Below are 22,440 nucleotides of genomic sequence, written 5' to 3' on the forward strand. Positions count from 1 at the left end.
ATACACGCAACCTTCGAGGCATAGCTCTCCGGTTAGTGACGAGGTAGCAGTCAATTTGCGTGTACAGTGAACAGCTGCTACGGCAAGGAGTTCTTGTCAACATGGCCATATTAGCGCCGGAGAGATCACGTCTCGGCGAGTTTCGCCAGTGCACCGGTAAGGACGGTCGTCGCCGCAGCACAATCGTCCCAGTCGGTCCACTCCAGTGGGCTGTGCGAAATCCCGTCACGCGACGGGGCAAACAGCATCCCCGCGTCCGTCACGGATGCGACGTGCATCGTGTCGTGTGCGGCGCCGGAGTGGAGATCGATCGTTTCCACCGCCTGTGCGTCTCCGGCCTCGTGGAGTGCATCGCGACACCGATCGGTCATCGGTATCGGCTCGAGGTCGAAGGGCCTCCAAACTGTCGTCGTCAATCCCCGACTCCGCTCGAGACGAGCGAGGCTTTGGCGTGCTCGGTCGACGAGGTCGTTCATCGATCCGTACTCGACGTCCCGGACGTCCAGACCGAGTTCGATGCGTCCCGGAACGACGTTCGTCGCATTGGACGCTACGTCCAACTTGCCGACGGTCCCGACGGCAGTCGGGCTCTCTTCGGCGACGAGTTCGTTTGCTGCGCGCTCGACATCGAGCATGAACTCGCTCGCCGCCGCGAGTGCATCCGTCCGCTCCGACATCGGGGTTGAACCGGCGTGGTTCGCCTCACCCTCTATCGTGACCTCGCAGTGAGTGATCCCAGTGATCGTCGTCACGACTCCAGCCGGGACGTCGGCCGTTTCGAGGCGTTCGCTCTGCTCGATATGCAGTTCGAGCCACGCATCCCAGTTCGAGGCGTCGAGTTGTCCGTCCCAGCGATATCCGATCTCTTCGAGCGCATCCTCGAGCGTGATCCCGTCTGAGTCGGACAGTCCGAGTGCTTCCTCGACTGATCGCTTCCCCGCAGCGACGGACGAACCGAGCAGTCCCGAGGCGAATCAACCACCCTCCTCCTCGGTAAAGCAGACGACGTCGATCGGTCGGTCGGGGCGACGATCCGCGTCCTGCATCGTCCGGTCCGCCTCGAGGGCAGCGTAGACGCCTAACGGTCCGTCGAAAATACCGCCCTCGGGAACCGAGTCCAGGTGACTGCCGGCGGCGACGGGAGCGGCACCGACAGCGGACGGCGGCTCCCATCGACCGGCGATGTTGCCGACGGCGTCCGTTCGTACCTCGAGACCCGCGGCTTCCATCCGATCGACGAGATGGTCTCGAGCGCGGTGATTCGCCGGGGTTCCTGTTCGGACCGTCCGTGCGCGACCGTCTGAAACATCGACAGCGCCGAACTCGGCGTTAGTTTCGATATCGGACCGTAACCGCTCGGCGTCTACTGACAGATCCATACTAGCGGTTTCCGTAGTGGAGGCTTCATCCTTTGGTCGGTGGCGTGCACTGACATCACAGCCTTTTGCCGTCGACGAGCACTGCTAGCAAGCCTTCCGGCTCCGCTTTCGTTTTGATTCGTCGCCCCGAACGCCCTGTATGAGCACCGATTCCGATACCGAACCGTACCGCGTCGCGGAGATGACCTGGAGGGAAATCGAAGCCGCTCTCGAACGGACCGAGACGTTGCTCCTCCCCGTCGGAAGCACGGAACAACACGGTCACCATCTGCCGCTGGGCGTCGACGTGTTCATGCCGGAGGCGATCGGCGAGCGTGTCGCGGAGCGCAGCCGGGCGCTGCTCGCGCCGCCGATCTGGTACGGGGTCAGTCCGCACCACACGTTCAAACCCGGAACCTTCACGATCTCCACGGAAACGTTTCAGCGGTACGTCTTCGACGTCTGCGCGTCCGCGGCCGACTGGGGGATCGAAACCGTCCTGCTGCTCAACGGCCACTACCTCGCGCAGGACCCCGAACTGGAGATCGTCGTCCGCGAACTGCAGGAAGAAACCGACCTGACTGCGTTCCACGTCCCGCTGGTGAACCTCTTCGCAGACGTCGCAGCAGAGATCCGCACCGGCGACGTCTCCTTTCACGCCTCGGAGTTCGAGACGAGCATCATGCTCGAACTGTTCCCCGAACTCGTCCACATGGACCGTGCTGAGTCCGTCGAACCCGCGGACGAATCGCTTCCGTTGACCGACTACGACGCGCTGGGCGACAACAAGATCGGGTGGGCACTTACCGCCGAAGACATGGCGGAACTGACGCCGACGGGGAATATCGGCGATCCGACCGTTGCCACGGAAGAGAAGGGGGAGGCATTGGTGGATGCGGCTGTTTCGAACATCTGTCGACTGGTCGATGCACTCGAGCGGAACGACTGATGTTACGCGTTTTCGTCGAGGGTCAGGAATACCCGGTGCAAACGTATCAGTAAGAGTGGTGTCTGACAGCCTTATTTCTCGATCCGGAGGAGATACAACAGTGAATGCAGTTGTCAGTACGTTTAGTTGTGACCGGCTCAGCGGCCGACTGTCCCTTGGCGGGTGATCGGCGCGTCGGGATCGATGAGGAATGCGACGAGCAGCGTATCGGTCTCCGCGGTGACTGTCACCTCTTCTCCGTCGACGAGCAGTCCGCTTTCCGTCTTGTCGAAGTGCGTGTCGTCGGCCGTGGCTGCCCCCTCGAACACGTAGAAGTAGGTGTCCCATCCAGCCATCGAGGGAAGATCGATACTCGCACCCTCGTCGAGGGAAACGTCATAAAAGTGGACGTCGTTGCGAACGGAGAGCGGCGCGTTCGATCCCTCCGGGCCGAAGAGGTGTCGCCACTCGTTGGCGACCGGATCGTCGATAGGTTCGTGCTGGATAGTCGGTGGAAGATTCAGGCTGTGCGGTCGGACGAAGATCTGTAACATTCGCAGCGGCGGATCGTCCGCGAGCGTGCGTTCTTCGTGCCAGAAGCCGCTGCCGGCGCCCATCACCATCAGGTGCTCGGAATCGGTGACCAGTTCGTTGCCCTGTCGGTCGTCGTGACGCATCACACCGGACGGAACCCACGAGACGATCTCCTCGTTCTGATGGGGATGCATCGAGATCAGCGTCTCCGGATCCATGAACGACTCGACGACGGTCGCGAGCGGACCGTAGCCGTGATCGTCGTGGTCCGGATGGTTGTGGCCGGGAAAGTTGAGGTGAATTCGAAACTGTCCTTGATTCTGAGAGATCTCCGTGCGCGGAGCTTTGTAGAGTTGTGTCGCGGATTCAGGATTCATTCTACCGGTTAGTTCGGCCTGGAGCCTACATATGCGCGTGGTGTCAGAGTACGAAGGTGGCTACTCGTCCGCGAATAGAACTCCCGGATCCGCGATTCATTACCCTGTCAGTTTCGGTATCCGTCAGAGATGAGAGCGTCCTTCTGGTGTCTCTATGGGCGGGTATGAGCGTTAAAGGATATGGGTTGGCCAACCCCTTGTACTACCCCCCAACCCTTTCGGGAGTGCGAGGGTTTTCCAAGTGGCACGTTCTGGATGTGTCTCGCTGACCGACGTTCAACGGCAGTCCCTGCGTCCGCCTTCAGTGGAGAGGGCTTGGCGTTTCCTGCCTCCGCTGGTCAGAGATTGGAACCTCTCAGAGCGCCGGGATGGGTGGTGACTAACGAACCCGAAGTGGGCCTGTGAGGGAGCCATACTATGCACTGAGGAAAGCAGCGCATGAGATTCTGGCGTGTCCATGGTGTGCGTTCTCCCAGATGTAATATCGAGAGTGACTGTCGAGTACATTGGGCCTGGATAGTTTGGGGCGGGATAAAGATGGCAAAAGCAGGATCCTATGTTAGGAATAGCCTCGAAAAACCGAGAAGGTCGCGATGGAGGATCTAATGACTACCTATTACCTCAGTGAACGAGTTCACAGCCGTTGCTTAGTCGGTTTCAGTTTCGGACCCGCCGCAAGTGTTCTGCGACGTCTATCGGGATCGCGTTCACAGATACCAGAAACATTGGGTGGGAATATCGGCCATTATATAGATCAAATCCGTCTTTTTAAACACCTGATGACTGACCCAAAGGACTCGATCAACATCGAAAACGTCGTGGCGTCAACCGGTATCGGCCAGGAACTCGACCTCCAGAGCGTCGCAATGGACCTCGAGGGGGCCGATTACGATCCTGAACAGTTCCCCGGTCTCGTCTACCGCACCCAGAACCCCAAGTCCGCCGCACTGATTTTTCGCTCGGGAAAAATCGTCTGTACTGGCGCGAAAAGCACTGAAGCTGTCCACGAGAGTCTGGATATCGTCTTCGACAAACTCCGAGACCTCCAGATTCGAGTCGAAGACGATCCAGAAGTGATCGTCCAGAACATCGTCAGCAGCGCCGATCTCGGCCGCAATCTCAACCTGAACGCGATCGCAATCGGTCTCGGTCTCGAGAATATCGAGTACGAACCGGAGCAGTTCCCCGGACTGGTGTACCGACTCGACGAACCCGAGGTCGTTGCCCTCCTCTTTGGTTCCGGAAAGCTGGTCGTCACTGGCGGGAAGCAAGTGGAAGACGCAAGTCGCGCCGTCGATGTGATCGTCAATCGGCTCGAGGAGCTCGGCCTGCTCGAGTAACGCGACTTCTTTTTACGAGTGATATCGCTCTGCTGGGCCTACTGTACCCCAAAAGTGTCTGTCGCCCTCACGGCACAAATACGCGGAATTAGCCCTCGTGGCGTTTCGTAACGCCAGTAAACTCAAAAGACGAGCGATTGAATGAACTATCTCGGATGCATTGTAGAATAGACAACTGCAGTCTGTACTGTTCCACTTTCACTCTGGTTGGATCACCTATATACGGAGAACCGTACAACCCACGCATTGAAGAAAGTGAACAAGGGGAAAGAGGGTCACGTCCTCTCGAAGCACCCTGTCACCACACGCTTCCAACTTCCCTTTGGATTTTCACGTAACACTCACGATACCACGCCAATATGAATATCAGAAGAATAAATGAAGAAAGTCGGTATACGGGTCTTATCGCCGCAGTGGTAAAGACAGCCGCCAGTACCAGTTCCCGGTTGAGTGCGAGACCAGTAGTTGCAACATCGAGATTCGACACAACGGACGACGAGGTCATCGCCCCTGGACAAGGACGCTATTTATGATTAAACTGAAACAGATTCTTACGCGAAATCAGGCACAAACCCTGTTCGAATGCCGTCGCTGTGGGACAAATGTTGAGGGAACCACAGATACCTGCCCCGAATGTGATTCGAACGATATTACACGTTACGAACTGTGATGGGGGATGGATCCTTCTCTCCAATTGTGCATGTGTTCAAGGCTCTTCCAACCACTCGATCTAAATGAGGTAGAAATCAGGGGTGATCCCCTTCGACAACCCAATATATCGGTCTCTTCAGCGATACACCGTATATCTGCAGCATTAATTTCCACTCCGCGTTCTCCGTGTTCCGTCACATTTGTATACTCCAGTATTTCGTCCACATGGATTCTGAGGATTTAACCTGTGTATTCTCTCGTAGATCATATCAAGAGTTAAAATGATGCAAGGATCTATTATATTGCGATACGAATTGGGAAGTAATGAGCAAGGCTGTCGACGTTACTCAACAGTGTGCGTTTCCGTCGTCGATCGATGTGACAGCGGTACTGGAGCGACAGAGAATTCAGTTCCTCGATGTGAACGAGAGTCGTGCTATCGTCATCTTCAACGGAGCCATTCTCAATCTCGAGAGCCGCAAGGGGAAGCTGACGGATCTCAAACGCGCAGAGATCACGGTCTACGATCTGCCACTGAATAGTGAAGGAGATACAAAAAGCGAGACCGAAGCCGCAATCGAACTGATCGAAGACTTCAGCGAGCAGGTATCGGCCACCGGAAATTTCGTGTGAGGTACTTCGGATGATAGTGTTGAGAGAAGGCCAGCCTTACCGGATTATCTGAGGTCACTGGATTATCTGAGAGTTTCCAGTCAGTATTTGAGAGAGTTTGAGAGAGAAGACACCCACCCCACGTTTCCGTCGTATCGCCACGAGAGACGAACGCTGATCTACCGGGAGAAGTCGATCCCACCCCCGACATTTCCGTCGTTTCTCCAAGAGGGCGTGGGGAAAAGACCGGTTGAGGAGGGGATAGTGTCAGCACTATATTGTTTATTGAGTGATGCAATCCAATCCAGGATATCTAATATCCTTAACACCTAGATTAAAGGTGATAGGCTGAGAAAAGCTCATTAAGTATACTTCGTTTATTGACGTAACAAGTAGTACTTCGTTTCGTCGGTTGAAACGAGGGGTTCTCTCCGGGTACTTTCTCAGTTAGTATTCCGCGGCTGGGCAACTCTCTAAGCAGCAGCTAGGCAACTCTCTAAGCAATCTTTTTCTTTTGAACCACCGCTTCAATTGCCGCCCCCCCCCCATTTTCGCAGAGTTACGACGGAAACGTGGGGTGTGGGGGTATGGAAAACAGTCTCAATAACGCCGTTACGGGCACTCTCTAGCGTACGTCGGAAACCGGGTTATACTATCAAATGTCTTATTTACACGTATTACAGGCTCCTGATCCCATATTCATCGAAATTACGTCGGAAATGTGGGGTGGGTTCGTCCGCTAGTTTTATACACCTCCCGCACACACCGTGTGATACTGAATGACATCTAACTCCTCATCCAACTCCGTGGATGATCCGTTGTTCGAATCGGGACATCGGATTTTCTCGAACAAGGATCTCCTGAAAATCGGCCACGTTCCGGAGGCCGACCGGATCGTTGGTCGCGACGAGGAGATCTCGAAGTTGGCGAAACGTCTCAACGGCGCTGTCCACGGATACTCTCCGGAAAATGTGATGATCTACGGAAAGACGGGGACGGGAAAGTCGTTGGTCTCGATGCACGTCTGCCAACGCGCTCAAAATGCAGCACAGGATGGTGTGGCGATCGGAACTGCGTATATCGACTGTGCAGAAGATAATACGGAAACGCAAGCAATCTCCTCACTCGCTGCGAAATTAAACGACGAATCCGTTACCGATATTACCGTCCCTCACACCGGCCTGAGCACGTCGAAATATTACAAACTTCTCTGGAAAACGCTCGATGCGCAGTTCGATTCTGTCATCATTATCCTCGATGAGATCGACCTGATGAACGACGATAGTCTTCTGATGAAACTCTCGCGAGCCGAGGAAGCGGGAAAAATCGATTGTAGCATCGGAATCATCGCGATCAGTAACAAGATCCAGTACGTCGATAATACGAACGAACGCGTCAAAAGTAGCTTCCAGCACAAGGAACTGTTCTTCAAACCCTACGACGCGAATCAGCTCCGGGAGATTATGCTCAATCGGGCAGACGCCTTCCAGGACGGCGTTCTCTCTGACGATGTCGTTCCGCTTTCTGCTGCGTTCGCCGCTCAAGAACACGGTGACGCCCGGAAGGCGATCGATATCCTCCGTCATGCCGGCGAGGTCGCGTACGAGGAGGGTGCTGAGAAAGTTCGGGAGGAACACGTTCGACAGGCCCAACAACACGCCGAAAAGGATCGGTTTCGAGAACTCGTTAACGGCGCACCCACGCAGGCGAAAGCCGCACTACTCGCGCTGACCGAACTTAGCGTTAATTCCAACGACGATGCGTTCCTCACGAGTCGCGTGTACGACCAGTACGAACAGATCTGCGAGTATCTCGATATGGATATCCTCTCAGTTCGCCGGTTCCGAGATATCCTGAAGGAACAGGCGTTTCTCGGCGTCGTCGAGATCGAGAAAATCAACAAAGGGAGCGCGGGCGGTATTCATCTGCAGAATCGACTCATCGAAGATCCGCAGGTCGTCCGCGAAACCATTTTGGAGGACTCTCGGATGCAAAACTGGAACAGTGAGTAGCGGTTTCGGACTACGAAAACTACGACGGAAATCCGGGGTGGGGCGTACGGAAACGACGGAAACGAGGGGGGTCGAACCGTACGACGGAAATGAAGGGTGCGACCGCCATCTCGTAAAATCAGAGTACGTCGGAAACGACGGAAATCCGGGGTGGGGCGTACGGAAACGACGGAAGTCTGGGGTGGGGTATACAGAAACGACGGAAACGAGGGGGGGTCGAACCGTACGACGGAAATGAGGGGTGCGATTACCGCGTCGGAAAATCGGCGTACGCTGGAAACGACGGAAACCTAGGGTGGGACGAGAAACCGCCGAAAACGAAAGGTGCGGAAGACACTGGACGTAGTGGGATGTTCTGACGACAAATCGAAAAGCAATCTCTGTAAACGACGGCATCGAAATCTCGACCCGTATTCTGCGAGTTTAGTGAGCGCCTCTCCCGGTGGCTTCATCCCTCGAGTTCAACGAGTACGTACCCGCTTGCGGGACCCCCGTACATCATTCTGTCTTGACAATCTCGAAACTAGTTACCTCGACTTCGAACGTGCCATCTCGCTCGTTCGTGGATTTTGACCGAGCAATAGCTATCGCCCCTCTATCGAGGTTCACCCTCTTTTCGTGATCGTGCGCGGATCAGTCGAGATCGACGTACTGATTCTCCCAGTCTCGGCGAGCTTCGATCTCTCGCGTTCCCCGACGGGTGATCGAGTAGACGTTGGTTCGTCGGTCCTTGGTGCCCTTCTCGACGAGACCCTTGTCGACGAGCGTATCCAGATTCGGATAGAGACGGCCGTGATGGATCTCTTTCTCGTAGTAGTCCTCGAGTTCTTCTTTGATCGCCAGTCCGTGTGGTTCATCCTGTCCGGCAATAGCGTACAACAGGTCGCGCTGGAATCCCGTAAGATCGTACATATAGAATCATACTTGTCCTCATTATATAAAATACCAGTTGAATTCGTTGTGCAGAAAATAGACAGAAATATTTCATGTTTTGATCGGTAGTCGCCGTTCTGCTCGACTGATTGGCAATTTTCAATACAGCGCTGACTCATATCCTACTCTCCACCGGATCCGCTGGCGGAACTTCCGAACGAACTCGTAGCGGAGTTAGATCGGTACTTCTCCGAATTACTCCACCGTGTCGCACGCTACCCTACAGCGTTCACAGGTATCACGAAGGAAACGAGCGGCTCGAGGAGCAAGTGACTGAAAACGAACGGACCGAAGCACGTCCTGAGAATCCCCCCGATGATATTCCGTCGAAAGCGACGATCACGCCCAAGGAAATAATGCTGAGAACGGTGGACACTTCGGACACGGTGGTTTCTACCAACCGAACGAGCTTTTTGCACACAGCGCCGGTTCACAGTCTCGCTTACCTCCGTAAACCTCGTCTGAGAACCGCTGTCAGGAAACCCGTCTCATCGTACACGCAGCTTCGATCCCTATTCGCGTAATCACTCCGCAAATTCTTCCTGTAACCCTCCGAATCGCGTTCACGTACACCCGATTTCAGCGGATCCACGCCCCGTCCGTCGAAGGTGTCACAAACGTCACGCCAGTCGCTCACTCAGTTCCGACTTCGACAGCGGATCGATCTCTACCCGCGCACCTTCGGCAGTGTAGAAGATCGAGGCGGTCACCGCTCGGTCACCGAACCACTCCTCGAGAATGTGATAGTACACGCTGAGCTGGATGCGATACTCCGATTCGGCGTGACGGCTGAGATCCGTTTTGAAGTCGATGATTTCGACGGTATCGGCAGTCAGGTGAACCAGATCGATAATCCCCGACAGTGTAACTTGCTCGCCGTCGGCCTCGAGCGGAAGGTATGCACGTTCTTCGACCGTAAGCTCACCCGAGAGACCGTCGAGGAACGCTTTGACGTGCTTCTCGTCGTCACTGTCGGAAGTCACCTCCGTTCCGAGAACGTAGTCCTCGGCGAACTCGTGGACTCGTGAGCCGAATTCCATCCCTCTCCCATCACTGACGTCTTCGTAGACGCTGTCGTCCATGAGCGAGTGCGGCGAATACCCTACAGGTCCCGTCGACTCCGGAATTTCGACACTAAACTGAGTGTGGGCCGTCTCAGCGACGTCCACTGTCGAAACGGCCGGTTCGAGCGATTCGATCTCGACCGGTACCCCCTCGAGGAACGAGTTCGGCTCATTGCCCGCTCCAAACAGGAGGTGATCCTTCGCTCGAGTCATCGCGACGTAGAGGAGTCGTCGCTCTTCGTCGTACTCGGTCGGCTGGCACTTCCGCAGGACGTCGGCCCGCCAGTTGTCGTAGACGTACGGATCGCCGTGGACTTCCGCATAGCACTTCTTCTGGCGGAGTCCGGCGGTCTCGGAGTAGGTGATCGACCCGCCACTGCCGCCGGCCGGCGGGAACGCACCGCTGTTCATGTTTCCGAGAATCACGATCGGATGCTCGAGCCCTTTAACCGAGTGAATCGTCTGAACGGTGACCGCATCGGCGCCCGCGTCGACGAGGTACAGACCGTCAGTGCGCTCGATGAGTCGTCGCTGGCTCTCGTTCGGTGACGTCATCGACTCACCTCCGCTTCTTCCTCGGTGGCTATCGGAGGGGTGTTCTCGGTCTCGCTCGCTCGCAGTCCCAACGATCACAGGTCTGCTAGTCGAGCAGTTTTCTGACAGTGTACGCCAGCAAGCAACCGGTACATATCACCGTCACGGAGACGGTGTTTCGTCTCGATGGTCTCGAGGTTCTCTGAGTAGTCTCTGTCCGACACCACTTCGCCATACTATCGATATCTCATACTACTATGGAAATAGACATATCTGTCCGGTCGACCGTAGAAGATCGGTCAAGTGAGACTCGAGTGGGTGGTCCTCGCCGCTCTCACTTCGCCTCACGCCGCCGTTGTCCCCGAACCGCGTCACAGCCGGCAACCTGCCGCTCGAAATAGGTGATTAACGGACCGCTACACGGTATTAATGGCTCGGAAACAGCGTATTACTCACACGATATCGTGAACGCTTGGCCCTTTCACAGCGGTCGTTCAGTGTGTGCCAATCAGGGTCTACGAGGGTCGTACGAACGGAGAACCGTCTCTTCGCTCTTCGAGGAGGCTAATCGACCACGGTTCGCGAACCTCGTCGCGTGGTCGACGATTCGGCTTCCTTCGGGTCGTATTTCGTCGCCGTAGATTCCGAATCCGAGACGAAACGTAGCATAACCGAACTGCTGGTAAAATCATATTAATACCGACAAAACTAGTAGAATATCACTTTCAAAATCATTATGGAGGGGACATTCTAACCAGCAAAATCGTTCGTGAGAAGTACTCGGCTAGCCCGATGGACCGACCGAAACACGACCGTCCCTCGTCGACGTAGAAGACGGATCGACTCGAGCGGGCCGCTATCACTACTGGTACGGTCTGTTACCGGCACGGGGCCGTTTCACGCGAACTGCTACGATTCGATTCGGTTCCGGGTTCTCGCTCACCTCGATCCCCCTCCGTCGCGTCAATCGCGTTCGATCGGACTCCGGAATCGATTACGGATCGCTCAGAACTCGTGGTCTTCCTGTTGCAGATCGGAAACCGTCGCTCCGTTCTCGATTTTCGCCTCGACGACGAGCTCCTCTGACAGGATGTCCTCCGCAGTCTCGGCAACGTCCGGGGCGATGTCAGCAGGGATGACGACGATGCCAGTCTTATCGGCAACGATCAAGTCGTCGTTCGAGACGGTGATGCCGTCGATTTCGACCGGTTCACCGATCTCCTTGACAGTAACTCGTCGCTGACCCGACTTCGGCGTCGGTGCGCGACCGAAGACGGGGAGCGAACCCGCGCGAATCTCCGGAACGTCGCGGTACCCGCCGTCGATAACGAGCCCGTTCACGCCGGCGTTTTCGGCGAGCACCGAGGCGTTGCCACCCCAGCAGGAGATATCCGGTCCGACCCCGTCGATGACGAGCATTCGATCGTCGACGAGTTCGTTGAGCATCGCGTACGGGAAGTTCGTCGTCTCCGATCCGGGATCCGAAACCAGTTCGAATCGCATCGTGTGTGCGCGTCCGACGGCCGTCTGGGACGGTTCGGCCGGTTCGATACCCGTGATAACGCCGTCGACGCCGTGTTCGTCCAGGGCGTCGGAAACGATACTCGTATCGAACATACTAAACACGTCAGTGATGGCAGGGGCCATACCCTCTCATCTATAGCGAGAGTGTTTATAGTTACGTACCACGGCGATTGCGGACCGACGCGCTCCTCGACGGTTCGGGGTGTGAGAGAACTCGAGAACGCCGGACGGATTTCGAAGCGGACGCGTACGCGTCGGTTACCGTCGTGTCGGTTCCGGTATGTGTGAGGGCTACCCACGGAAACAAATAACACGCGGCGCACCGATACGCTAGACGCCAATGACAACAGATACCACGGCGTACGACCTGTTCATCGACGGCGAGTTCGTCGCGTCGGACGAGGACGAGCGAATCGACGTCGAGTACCCCTACGACGGCACCACCTGGGCGACGGTACCGTCCGGAACGACTGCGGACGTCGACCGAGCCGTCGACGCCGCGCGCCGCGCGTTCGCGGACGAGACGTGGGCCGAACTACTCCCGAGCGAGCGGGCGGCGGTACTCGAGGACGTTGCAGACGCGATAGACGAACACGCGGACGAACTCGCCGAGCTAGAGACGCGACAGAACGGCAAACTGATTCGAGAGATGAGTTCCCAGATGGGCGGACTCGGCGAGTGGTTCCGCTACTACGCCGGTCAGTGTCGGACGCTCGAGGGACGGACGATCCCGGCCGAGAGCAAGGACGGACAGCTGTTTACGCACGTGAAAAAAGAACCCTACGGGGTCGTCGGCGCGGTGACGCCGTGGAACTCGCCGCTGCTGCTGACGGTGTTCAAGCTGGCACCCGCGCTCGCGGCGGGCTGTACGTTCGTCCACAAGCCGTCGTCGTACACCCCCGTGAGCGCGCTTCGGTTCGCCGAGATCTTACACGAGGAGGGCGGCCTTCCGGCGGGAGTCTACAACGTCGTCACCGGCGCCGGAAGCGTCGTCGGCGACGCGCTCGTCAATCACGACGACATCGACAAGGTCGCGTTTACCGGCAGTACGGAGGTCGGTCGCCGAATCAGCGCGGACGCCGGCGAGTCGCTCATTCCAGCGTCCCTCGAACTGGGCGGAAAGAGTCCGAACATCATCTTCCCGAGCGCCGACCTCGACAACGCCACGAACGGTGTGATCAAAGGGATCTTCGCTGCGACGGGGCAGACGTGCCTGGCGGGGTCGCGAGTGTTCGTTCACGAGGAGATCGCGGACGAGTTCGTCGATCGGTTCGTCGAACGCGCCACCGATATCGATCTCGGCGATCCGATGGACCCCGAGACGGAGATGGGGCCGGTCGCGTTCAGAGACCAGTGGGAGACGGACGTCTCCTACATCGAGACCGGCGTCGAAGAGGGTGCGACGCTCGAGTTCGGCGGCGACCAACCCGACGACCTTCCCGGCGAGTGCTTCCTGCAACCGACGATCCTGACCGACGTCGAAAACGACATGACCGTCGCACAGGAGGAGATTTTCGGCCCGGTCGCCAGCGTCCTCACCTTCTCCGACGAGGCGGAAGTGCTCGAACTGGCTAACGACTCGCAGTTCGGTCTCGCGGCGGGCATCTGGACCGAAGAGATGCGACAGGCGCACCGCGTCGCCGACGCCCTCGAGGCGGGAACGATCTGGGTGAACGAGTATCGGACGCTGTCATTCAACGCCCCGTTCGGCGGCTACAAGGACAGCGGACTCGGTCGAGAGAACGGACTGGAGGGTCTCGAAGCGTACCTGCAGGAGAAGACGGTCTGGTTCGATCTCTCCGGCACCGTCGACGACCCGTTCAAACTCGGCTAGTTCGGTTCGGCGAGCGCGTCCGACCAACCGAAACGATAAGACCGATTAGTTCGTTTTTGCGAGTACATGGACGAACCCAGCTCCGGGAGTGCGTACATTCTCGATGCGATCGTCGCCGAAGGGATCGATACCGTCTTCGGCGTCATCGGCGAGGGAAACGCACACCTCATCGACGCGATGAACGATAGCGAGGTGTCGTTACGACAGGCGCGACACGAACAGGCGGCCGTGACGATGGCGGACGGTGCCGCGCGGACGAAAAAGGGCGTGACGGTCTGTACGCTCACTCACGGCCCGGGTGTGACGAACGGCGCAACGGGGATCGCCGCCGCGGACCGAGACAATATTCCGATCGTTATTCTCGTCGGCGACACCGGAATCGAGGGTCGCGAGACCTCGCTCCAGTATCTGGACCATCCGACGTTCGCGTCGCCGATCTCGGTCTACCAGACGCGTATCGAGACACCGTCGACGATCCCCGAGATCGTCAACAGAGCGTTCGACCGTGCGCGAACGCGCGGCGGGCCGGTGCTCGTCGAGGTCCCGTCGGACGTACAGCAGGGTGACGCCCCCGAGGAGGTGTACCGGTCGACCGATCGCCCGCGCCAGCGGATCCGCCCGGATGAACGGCACCTCGAGGAGGCGGCGGCGCTCGTCGACGACGCCGACAATCCCGTCGTCCTCGCGGGCGGTGGCTCGATGCGATCGAACGCGGGCGAGGAGATCGCCGCCTTCGCCGAGCACGTCGGCGCACCGATCGCGACGACGTACTTCGGACGGGGAATCCTCCCGGAATCACATCCGCTGGTAAGCGGCATCGGCGGGACGTTCATGACGCCGGCCAACGACGAACTCCTCTGGGATGCCGACGTCGCGGTCGTCCTCGGCGCGAAGCTGTCGGGGAAGACGACCCGCTACGGCGAACTCTACGCCGACACCGACGTGATCCAGGTCGACATCGACGAGGAGTCGATCGCCACCTACCAGGACCCGGCGGTCGGAATCATCGGCGACGCTCGCGAGACGGTCCGCGAACTCACCGCCAAAACGGCGCCGAATCCGGACCGTACCGAGCGCGTCGCCGAAACGATCGCCGACGCGCCGGAACCCTGGGCCGACGGCTTCGAGGAACGACCGGACGAGATCGATCCCCGCGAGTTCACCCTCGAGTTGGCGAAGCGCGTCCCGGACGACGCGATCATCACCGTCGGCTCGGGCAACAACACCGGCTTCCCCGCGGCCTTTCACGAGATGGGCGCGGAAACCGAGATGCTCGTCAACGGGAACTTCGGGACGATGGGCTATTCGCTTCCAGCAGCACTCGGCGCGAAGGCGGCCGCCCCGGACAGACCGGTCGTCTGCTACACCGGAGACGGGGCGTTGATTCAGGTGATACAGGAACTCGAGACCGGAACTCGGCTCGGACTGCCGATCATCGTCGCGGTGTTCAACGACAGCAGTTACGGCATCATCCGTCACCGGCAGAACCTCGAGTTCGACCGGGAGACGGGCAGCCGCTACGACAGCCCGGAGTTCGTCGAAATCGCCGAAGGGTTCGGTGCACAGGGAGCCGTGATCCGGTCGGCAGACGATCTCGACGTCGTCGACGACTACCTCTCCTCGGATCCGGACGTGCCACTCGTTCTGGACGCGCGAACGATCGCGGACGTCGCTCGACCGGGCTTTCCGCCGTACTGAGTCGTCTCCGAACGGCTGTACTCGAGGACCGTATTCGACGCTGTACCCGATCGGTCTTTTTTCGTGTCGTTATCGTGCGTTCTTCTCCGGCAGTATCGTACGTTCTTCGCTCTGATAGATGAGATCGATCGACGACGCACCTGTCAAATTCAGATAGCTAGTGCCGTTCGACGGTGACGCTAGGGGTTCACTAGAGGTGGCTAGCTTCCGTTATCGAGACCGGGCAGTCGAGGAGCCGTCGACGAACAGTGCTGGAGGGGGACGTCGGAACAGTGCTGGAAGGGGACGCCGGAACAGTGCCGGAGGGGGACGCCTGGTACGTGTATCGGTGGGATTGTGGTCGCTTCGGGACGTTTCGCACGCCGATCCTGAAACGCGACTCCCGTCAGCTTCCGTCCGCGACCGACGTCGTTGTCACTACCACCGCGGATACGCTGCTGCACTAGATGACGTTCTCTTCCTCGAGTCGCTCTAACTCGTCCCTCGAGTAGCCGAGTTGGGAACAGTACACCTCTTCGTTGTCACGGCCTTTCTCGGGGGAGGGCTCGATATCGGGCAGCTCCGAGTTCGAGAGTCGGATCGGCGATCCGGGGACGGAAATCTCGCCGAAACTCGGGTGCTCGATCTCGTTGATCATCTGGCGCTCTTTCAGGTGTGGATCGTTCACGACCTCCTCCAGTTCCTTGACCGGCCCGAACGGCACGCCCGCCTCCAGCAACGTCCGCTCGACCTCCTTTCGCGACCGTTCGGCCGTCCAGCTCTCGACGATCTCGTCGACCTCGTCGAGACGGTTCGCCCGTTTCACGTTGGTCTCGAAGCGGGGGTCGTCCTTCAGATCCTCCCGTCCCACGACCTCGAGTAGCGAGTGCCAGTGATCGGTGGAGACGCCGAAGATGGCGACGTGGCCGTCCGCCGTCTCGTAGACGTTGTACGGGCTGTGTGCGAGCCCGCTGTGGCGGTTTCCGGTTCGAGACGGAACGTCGTCGTCGCTGAAATACGCACCGAGCGGCGACATCAGGGTCGGGAAGACCGAATCGTGCATGCTGGCTTCGACGAACTGCCCCTCTCCCGTCCGCTCGCGTTCGTAGAGTGCACCGAGAATACCGGCGACGAGATGGATTCCACCCATAAAGTCGCCGACCGCGATACCCGTCTTGACGGGCGGCCCGTCCGGGAATCCGGTCACGTCCATGATGCCGCTTATCGCCTGAATCGTGAGGTCCATCGCGGGATATCGATTGTACGGGCCTTCCTCGCCGAACCCGCTCCCGTGAGCGTAGATCAGCTCCGGATTGAGTTCGGACAGCACCTCGTATCCGAGCCCGAGGCCGTCCATCGTTCCGACGGAGTAGTTCTCGACGAGGACGTCCGCATCCTCGACGAGGTCTTTGAATATCTCCTTTCCCTCTTCGGATTTGAGGTTGAGCGTCACACCCTTCTTGTTCGAGTTGAGCATGACGAACTCGGGCGCTTCGCCGTCGTCGACCCGTCCCCGGAGCGGCTCTCCGCTGGGTGGTTCGATCTTCGTCACGTCGGCTCCGAGATACGAGAGCAGCAGTGAACAGTACGGTCCGTTGTAAATCTGGCCGAGATCGATGATAGTGACGTCGTCGAGCAGTCGTTGCTTCATACAGCTAATCCGTGGTCGCTCAGCGCTTTAATCTTTTGCCGAGAAACGGCTGCGAGCGTCGGAATGGGCTGAAACCCGCCGTCGATCTCGCGTTTCTACCGACGTATCCGGTCGGTCGCGTAGCTTTATACCGTTCGAACCCAACCGATCACATATGTTCACCGTACTACTGGCTGTGAAACACGACGAGGATCGAGCGCTCAAACAGGCGACGGCGATCACCGACGCGCCACTCGAGCCGGAGTCGGTCGAGGCGATCGTCGTCCACGTCGCTCGAGAGGTCCAGAGCGACGAGGGGGGAAAGCTCGATCTCCAGGAGTATTCGGACCGACCGGAGAGCGTCGATCTGGTCGTCGACGAACTGGAGGCGGCAGGGATCGACGTGCGACTCGAACAGCGAAGCGGCGATCCGGCGGCGGAGATATTCAGAGTCGCCCGCGACGCCGATGCGGATCAGATCGTCGTCGGTGGAAAGAAGCGATCGCCGGTCGGAAAGGCGGTTTTCGGGAGCGTCGTACAGGAGATCATTCTGAACTCGGAGTATCCGGTACTGGTCGCGAACGAGTAATCGGAACCTCCGGATCACGGATTCCGGCGGAAACAGTAGTCGTCCGCCGAAGCAGCGAACTACCCGTCGTCGGTCGCAGTACCACTCCCACACTACTCGAACAGTGACGACGCTATCGTTCGCTATCGTCCGTTGCGTGCTCGAGAATCGAAGCCGACGGTTAGCTTCGAATACCGCCGACGAACTGTTTGAGCGAGTCGAGGACGCCCTCGTAGAGCATCAGCCCGGCGAGTGCCGCAATCAGGGCAGCGTGAGTGGCGAACGTATTGACCGGGAGGAGCGGTGCGAACAGAATCGCGAGACCGAGTACACCGAACCCGATTCGCACGGGCAGCGTGATATCCTCGGTGAGATAGTTGACGATCGAGACGGACACGGCGACCATTCCGAGGAACAGGATCGGGAAGACGATCACCGTCTCGGGGAACGTCCAGTACAGAATCGAGTCGTTGACGACGAACACGTAGGGGAGCAAGAACAGCGGCAAGCCGAGTGCCATCGCCTTGAAACAGACGCGCCAGAAGTTGCCTTTCGCGATCTCGGAGGTGATGATACACGCGATAGCGACCGGCGGCGTGATCGCCGAGAGGATCGCGAAGTAGAACACGAAGAAGTGCGCCGTCTCGAGCCGAAGGCCCATATCCGACAGGGCCGGCGCGATCAGGAGAACGGCGACGATGTAGGCTGCGACGGTCGGCATTCCGAGACCGAAGACGATCGCCGCGATCATCGCGAACACCAGGAGCAACACCAGCACGCCGCCCGACATACTGATCAGGCCCTGGGCCAGTGCCTGGGTGAATCCGGTTAGACTGAGCGCACCGACGAAGATCGCGATGGCGGCGACGGCGAGCGTAATCGGTGCGGCGTTACTGATCCCGAGTCTGCAGCCTTCGACCGTATTCTCTGCGAAGTCCCGGGTGGCCGCTTTCCAGTCGTCACCGAGGAGAACATTCTGCGCGAGTGCGACCGGGAAGATCGAAGCCGTGGCGAAGAAGCCGGCGTAGAGCGGATCGTACTGGAGGACGATCAGCGTGAAGATGAGGACGGCGACCGGAATCCAGAGATACAGTCCCTCGGCGAGAGATCGGAAGATCGACTTGTCGGTTGCGCCCCGAACGATATCGATCTCGTCGGGCTGTTTCTGCGATCCGAGCGAAACGTCTTCGATGTTCGATGCCGACTCCCCCGGACCGGCGTCTACGCCCTCGTCCGTCAGCGAGGTATCCGTCTCGCGAAGTTCGGTCAATCCCGCGCCTTCTTTGATCGTAATCAGGTGGACTGCGACGACGACGCTGCCGTAGAACAGCAACGCGGGTAAGAGTCCGATCGTGATGATGTGAACGTACCTCGTCCCGGTGATCTCCGCCATGATGAACGCTGCGGCACCCATAATTGGGGGCATGATCTGGCCACCGCTGGAGGCGACGGACTCGATGGCGGCCGCGGTATCCTCGTCGATCCCCTGATTTTTCATCAGCGGGATCGTAAACGCACCGGTCGTGGCGGCGTTCGCCGCGGCGCTGCCGTTTACCGACCCCATCCCGATGCTGGTCACGACGGCCGTCTGCGTGATCCCGGATCGGACGTATCTCCCCGCTTTGGCACCGACCTGGACGAAGTAGTTCATCGCCCCGTAGGCCTCGAGGAACCCGGCGAAGATGATGAAGATCACGATATACGTGGCGGCAACCTCGACGAGCGTGTCGAAGACGCCGACGAACTCGACCGTCGTCGAGGTAACGATTCGCTTCGGAGTGATTCCGCCGTGTCCGAGGATACCCGGGAAGTAGGGCCCGGCGTAGGCGTAGACGATACCGAAAGCACCGACTGCAGGGAGAATCAGCCCGAACGCACGTCGCGACTGATCGAGAATCAACAACAGCAGGAGGGCTCCGACGAGAACGTCGGTGTCACTGTAGATCCCGATCGTATCGTGTGCGAGCCGAGAGTAGTTCGTCCAGAGGTAGTACGTGATCCCGGTGGAGGCGATTATCTGGAGCGGTAAGACGACCACGTTATCGACGTATGCGATCAGCCCCTCGTCCCGATTGATCTCGGGATCGATAGAGATCACACAGATCACGACCATCATCAGGCCGAGATGGACGACCATGTGCTGATTCATCTCGACGCCGAACGTGACGGAGAACCACAGGTGATAGAGCGTCCCGATTATCCCGAGAAAGACGAGAGCAGTATATTTCCCTACCAGCAGCGGTTCCTCGTGCAATGGAATTCCTACCCGATTACTACTCATGCTATGTGTTAGAGAATCTCTGGATACCACCTATATCTGCCGGATTTACTCATGCAAAATATCTATGTATTTATCAACCACGAGGGCTGTACCGTATGTTCCGTCTGCCATATTTGGTAACCGCTCGAACACAAATAGCTACAGTACAGCCACCGGAAGGAGTAGAATCTGGGAACGAGCAATCCCGACCGGGTCGCCGCTCGAGAACTCACGCCGCAAAACACGAACCCCGCGAGAGTTCGGCGAGTCTCCCGAGATCGCTCGCGGCGATGGCCCCTACATCTACGACAGCGACGGAACGGAGTACTTCGATGCGATCGCGGGTACCAGTGTTCAACCTCGGACACGGCGTTCGAACGATCGCCGACGCGGCGTACGAGCAACTCCAGCGACTCGAGTACACCTCGAGCATGCGGTTCGTAACCGATCGAAGTCAGGAGTACGCGGACCGATTGGCGCAGGTTCTTCCGGACTGGTTCGACCCCACGGGGTGTTCCAACAGTTATCGTGTGAATTATTCGCAACGCTTTAGCGAGCGCCGATAGATTGACCACCTGCAATGGATCTAGAAATCGAGGGTAATGCTGCGCTCGTACTAGCCTCTAGTAGCGGACTCGGAAAGGCGTCGGCGAAGTCACTGGCGCAAGCCGGGGCGGACGTCGTGGTAAACGGACGCGACGCCGACCGACTGCAGTCCGCCGTCGAAGAGATCGAGGCGGTCGCGACGGGCGAGGTCGTCGGCTGTGCCGGTGATATCACGGAGCCTGCGGATATCGAGACGCTCGTCGAGACGACCGTCGACGAGTTCGGGGGGCTGGACCATCTCGTGACGAGTGCCGGCGGACCGACTCGGTACACGTTCTTCGAAGCGCCGGACGACGAGTGGTACTACGCGTTCGACATGCTCGTGATGAGCGTCGTTCGGGCGGTGAGAGAAGCGGGGCCTCACCTCCGCGAGAACGGCGGTACCATCGTCAATATCACGTCGATGGTTACGAAAGAGGCATCGACGGCGAACGTCCTCTCGAGTTCGGTCCGAATGAGCGTGGCCGGTCTCGCGAAAGTGCTGTCACAGGAATTGGCTCCCGACGTGCGGGTAAATACCGTTCTTCCGGGACTCTACGAGACCCCGCGGCGAATGGATTCGGGACAGCCGGGTGTCACGCACTCGGAGATTCCGCTCGGTCGATTAGGGGAGCCGGCGGAGCTCGGCGATACTGTAGCATACCTCTGTTCGCCCCGGTCCGGCTATCTCACGGGTGCGGCGATCCCCATCGATGGTGGCGCGCTCGACTCGACGCAATAGCGTAGGTGTACGGATACCAACTCGTTGTCCCGTGAAAGGCCGCATAAAGCTTATATATCAATAATACTACTACCTATACGTATGCCACATGGCAACAAGCATGTCGATCGGCGATCAGTGCTGAAAACAGTCGGCGCAGGTGCGACGGTGGGAATGATGGGGCTCAGCGGGTGTCTTGGTGAAGACAACGGCGACGGTGAGATCGAGGGGTCCAGTGACGACGCGGCTGAGGAAGGTGTCTCCTGGACGATCGGGACGAGTGGTGAGGAAACCGCAACGCACGCCTCGGGTGTCGCGTTCTCTTCGATCGTCACCGACAACTCCGACATGATCGAAATGAGCGCCCAGACGACTGGGGGAACCACTGCGAACAACAGGCTGATCGACGAGCGGGAGATCGATATCGGTCAGACGACGACCGATCTCCTGTGGCGTGCGTCACACGGGAACCCACCGTACGACGATCCACCGATCGACCTCACGCTCTGTCAAACGTTCTCGTACATGTCGCTCGACGTGTTCCTCGTCAAGCGCGATATCGACGAACTCGAGGACGTGACCACGGCGTCCGACCTCGACCCGGATATGGGCCTCGACATCTCGTTCGGTCCGCGCGGAACGAGCGCGTACGACCTCGCACTCGACGGACTGTCGGTTCTCGGTATCGACGGCGAGGAGTTCGATCCGCAGTCGATGGGACTCGGCGATCAGGCGGGTGCGATGAACGACGGTCGAATCGACGTCTGTGTCGTATACACTGCGAACCAGCAGACCCTGATCGGCTGGATCCAGCAACTCGACGCGCAGGTCGAGATCGATGTCCTCAACTGGGAAATCTCCGACGAAATGGCCGAGGAGTCCGATACCCCGGTGTCGATGACGGAAGTGGACGCCGACGTCTGGAACCAGGATATCAGCCACGATCCGTTCGACGCGATTCCGATGGCGTATACGACCGTCATTCCGGCCGCCGTTCAGAGCGACGTCGTCTACGAATACGTCGACGTCCTCATGGAGAACGCGGACGAAGTCAACAACGCTCACGAAGTCCTCTCGAGCCACGGACCGGAGTACGGCGTCGAGTGGCTGGAGCGCGACGGCGTCCCCGTCCACCCCGGTGCGCAGGAGTGGTTCGAGGAGAACGATCTCTGGGACGACGACCTGACGACGGTCGACGAGTACGAAGGGTGAGTGGACTGCGTTTTTTCGTACCGCAGTAGTCGGTTACCGACCGCGCGAACACGAACGTTATTATCGTTGCGATCGATATTCTGTCG

At 58.5% G+C, this 22,440-nt stretch carries 15 protein-coding genes and 2 pseudogenes; 10 read left to right on the forward strand and 7 right to left on the reverse strand.

What is annotated here, in order from left to right:
• Positions 1–125: 125 nt before the first annotated feature.
• Positions 126–1,379 (reverse strand): annotated as a pseudogene (locus ACSFC7_RS24140) (Zn-dependent hydrolase).
• A 139-nt stretch (positions 1,380–1,518) separates the two neighbouring features.
• On the opposite strand from ACSFC7_RS24140, the gene ACSFC7_RS24145 reads away from it, so the two are divergent.
• Complete coding sequence (locus tag ACSFC7_RS24145; RefSeq protein ID WP_436348452.1) at positions 1,519–2,307, forward strand: creatininase family protein; 789 nt, start codon at positions 1,519–1,521, stop codon at positions 2,305–2,307.
• A 137-nt stretch (positions 2,308–2,444) separates the two neighbouring features.
• Here ACSFC7_RS24145 and ACSFC7_RS24150 read toward each other — a convergent pair whose 3' ends face one another.
• Positions 2,445–3,197 carry a pirin family protein gene (locus ACSFC7_RS24150; RefSeq protein WP_436348454.1) on the reverse strand — a complete coding sequence of 251 codons (753 nt, stop codon included), beginning with the start codon at positions 3,195–3,197 and terminating at the stop codon, positions 2,445–2,447.
• 779 nt (positions 3,198–3,976) lie between these two features.
• Here ACSFC7_RS24150 and ACSFC7_RS24155 point away from each other — a divergent pair.
• From ACSFC7_RS24155 to ACSFC7_RS24165, 3 genes are all read left to right on the forward strand, one after another.
• Positions 3,977–4,537 carry a TATA-box-binding protein gene (locus ACSFC7_RS24155; RefSeq protein WP_436348456.1) on the forward strand — a complete coding sequence of 187 codons (561 nt, stop codon included), beginning with the start codon at positions 3,977–3,979 and terminating at the stop codon, positions 4,535–4,537.
• Between the two features lie 975 nt (positions 4,538–5,512).
• On the forward strand, positions 5,513–5,821 hold the full coding sequence (locus tag ACSFC7_RS24160) for a hypothetical protein (protein WP_436348458.1): 309 nt from the start codon (positions 5,513–5,515) through the stop codon (positions 5,819–5,821).
• Positions 5,822–6,579: 758 nt separating this feature from the next.
• Positions 6,580–7,812 carry an orc1/cdc6 family replication initiation protein gene (locus ACSFC7_RS24165; protein ID WP_436348459.1) on the forward strand — a complete coding sequence of 411 codons (1,233 nt, stop codon included), beginning with the start codon at positions 6,580–6,582 and terminating at the stop codon, positions 7,810–7,812.
• Between the two features lie 633 nt (positions 7,813–8,445).
• Here the strand turns inward: ACSFC7_RS24165 and ACSFC7_RS24170 are convergent.
• From ACSFC7_RS24170 to ACSFC7_RS24180, 3 genes and pseudogenes are all read right to left on the reverse strand, one after another.
• Positions 8,446–8,724, reverse strand: coding sequence for a PadR family transcriptional regulator (locus ACSFC7_RS24170; RefSeq protein WP_436348461.1), 279 nt, complete (start codon positions 8,722–8,724; stop codon positions 8,446–8,448).
• Positions 8,725–9,365: 641 nt separating this feature from the next.
• Positions 9,366–10,298: pseudogene (locus ACSFC7_RS24175) on the reverse strand (3'-5' exonuclease); the annotation flags it as partial.
• 1,050 nt (positions 10,299–11,348) lie between these two features.
• Positions 11,349–11,990 (reverse strand): RraA family protein, encoded by a 642-nt coding sequence (locus ACSFC7_RS24180; protein WP_436348462.1) that lies wholly within the window; start codon positions 11,988–11,990, stop codon positions 11,349–11,351.
• 217 nt (positions 11,991–12,207) lie between these two features.
• Between ACSFC7_RS24180 and ACSFC7_RS24185 the strand changes: the two genes are divergently transcribed.
• Together ACSFC7_RS24185 and ACSFC7_RS24190 are read left to right on the forward strand one after the other, a co-directional pair.
• The gene (locus ACSFC7_RS24185; protein WP_436348463.1) at positions 12,208–13,701 is read left to right on the forward strand and encodes an aldehyde dehydrogenase; all 1,494 of its coding nucleotides are present in this window, start codon (positions 12,208–12,210) and stop codon (positions 13,699–13,701) included.
• Between the two features lie 66 nt (positions 13,702–13,767).
• Positions 13,768–15,399, forward strand: a complete 1,632-nt coding sequence (locus ACSFC7_RS24190) for a thiamine pyrophosphate-binding protein (RefSeq protein WP_436348465.1) — start codon at positions 13,768–13,770, stop codon at positions 15,397–15,399.
• A gap of 442 nt (positions 15,400–15,841) precedes the next feature.
• On the opposite strand, the gene ACSFC7_RS24195 is transcribed toward ACSFC7_RS24190, so the two are convergent.
• Complete coding sequence (locus ACSFC7_RS24195) at positions 15,842–17,029, reverse strand: CaiB/BaiF CoA transferase family protein (protein ID WP_436348466.1); 1,188 nt, start codon at positions 17,027–17,029, stop codon at positions 15,842–15,844.
• Between the two features lie 154 nt (positions 17,030–17,183).
• On the opposite strand from ACSFC7_RS24195, the gene ACSFC7_RS24200 reads away from it, so the two are divergent.
• Positions 17,184–17,597 (forward strand): universal stress protein, encoded by a 414-nt coding sequence (locus ACSFC7_RS24200; RefSeq protein ID WP_436348467.1) that lies wholly within the window; start codon positions 17,184–17,186, stop codon positions 17,595–17,597.
• A 160-nt stretch (positions 17,598–17,757) separates the two neighbouring features.
• On the opposite strand, the gene ACSFC7_RS24205 is transcribed toward ACSFC7_RS24200, so the two are convergent.
• Positions 17,758–19,857, reverse strand: coding sequence for a TRAP transporter permease (locus ACSFC7_RS24205; protein WP_436348468.1), 2,100 nt, complete (start codon positions 19,855–19,857; stop codon positions 17,758–17,760).
• Between the two features lie 311 nt (positions 19,858–20,168).
• Here ACSFC7_RS24205 and ACSFC7_RS24210 point away from each other — a divergent pair, with 311 nt between their 5' ends.
• From ACSFC7_RS24210 to ACSFC7_RS24220, 3 genes are all read left to right on the forward strand, one after another.
• Positions 20,169–20,402 carry a hypothetical protein gene (locus ACSFC7_RS24210; RefSeq protein ID WP_436348469.1) on the forward strand — a complete coding sequence of 78 codons (234 nt, stop codon included), beginning with the start codon at positions 20,169–20,171 and terminating at the stop codon, positions 20,400–20,402.
• Positions 20,403–20,416: 14 nt separating this feature from the next.
• Entirely contained in the window at positions 20,417–21,163 is a 747-nt protein-coding gene (locus tag ACSFC7_RS24215) for an SDR family NAD(P)-dependent oxidoreductase (RefSeq protein WP_436348470.1), read from the forward strand.
• Positions 21,164–21,244: 81 nt separating this feature from the next.
• The gene (locus tag ACSFC7_RS24220) at positions 21,245–22,354 is read left to right on the forward strand and encodes a TAXI family TRAP transporter solute-binding subunit (protein WP_436348471.1); all 1,110 of its coding nucleotides are present in this window, start codon (positions 21,245–21,247) and stop codon (positions 22,352–22,354) included.
• Positions 22,355–22,440 lie beyond the last annotated feature (86 nt).

It is taken from the genome of Natronorubrum halobium, assembly GCF_051351675.1.
Classification (GTDB): Archaea; Halobacteriota; Halobacteria; order Halobacteriales; family Natrialbaceae; genus Natronorubrum.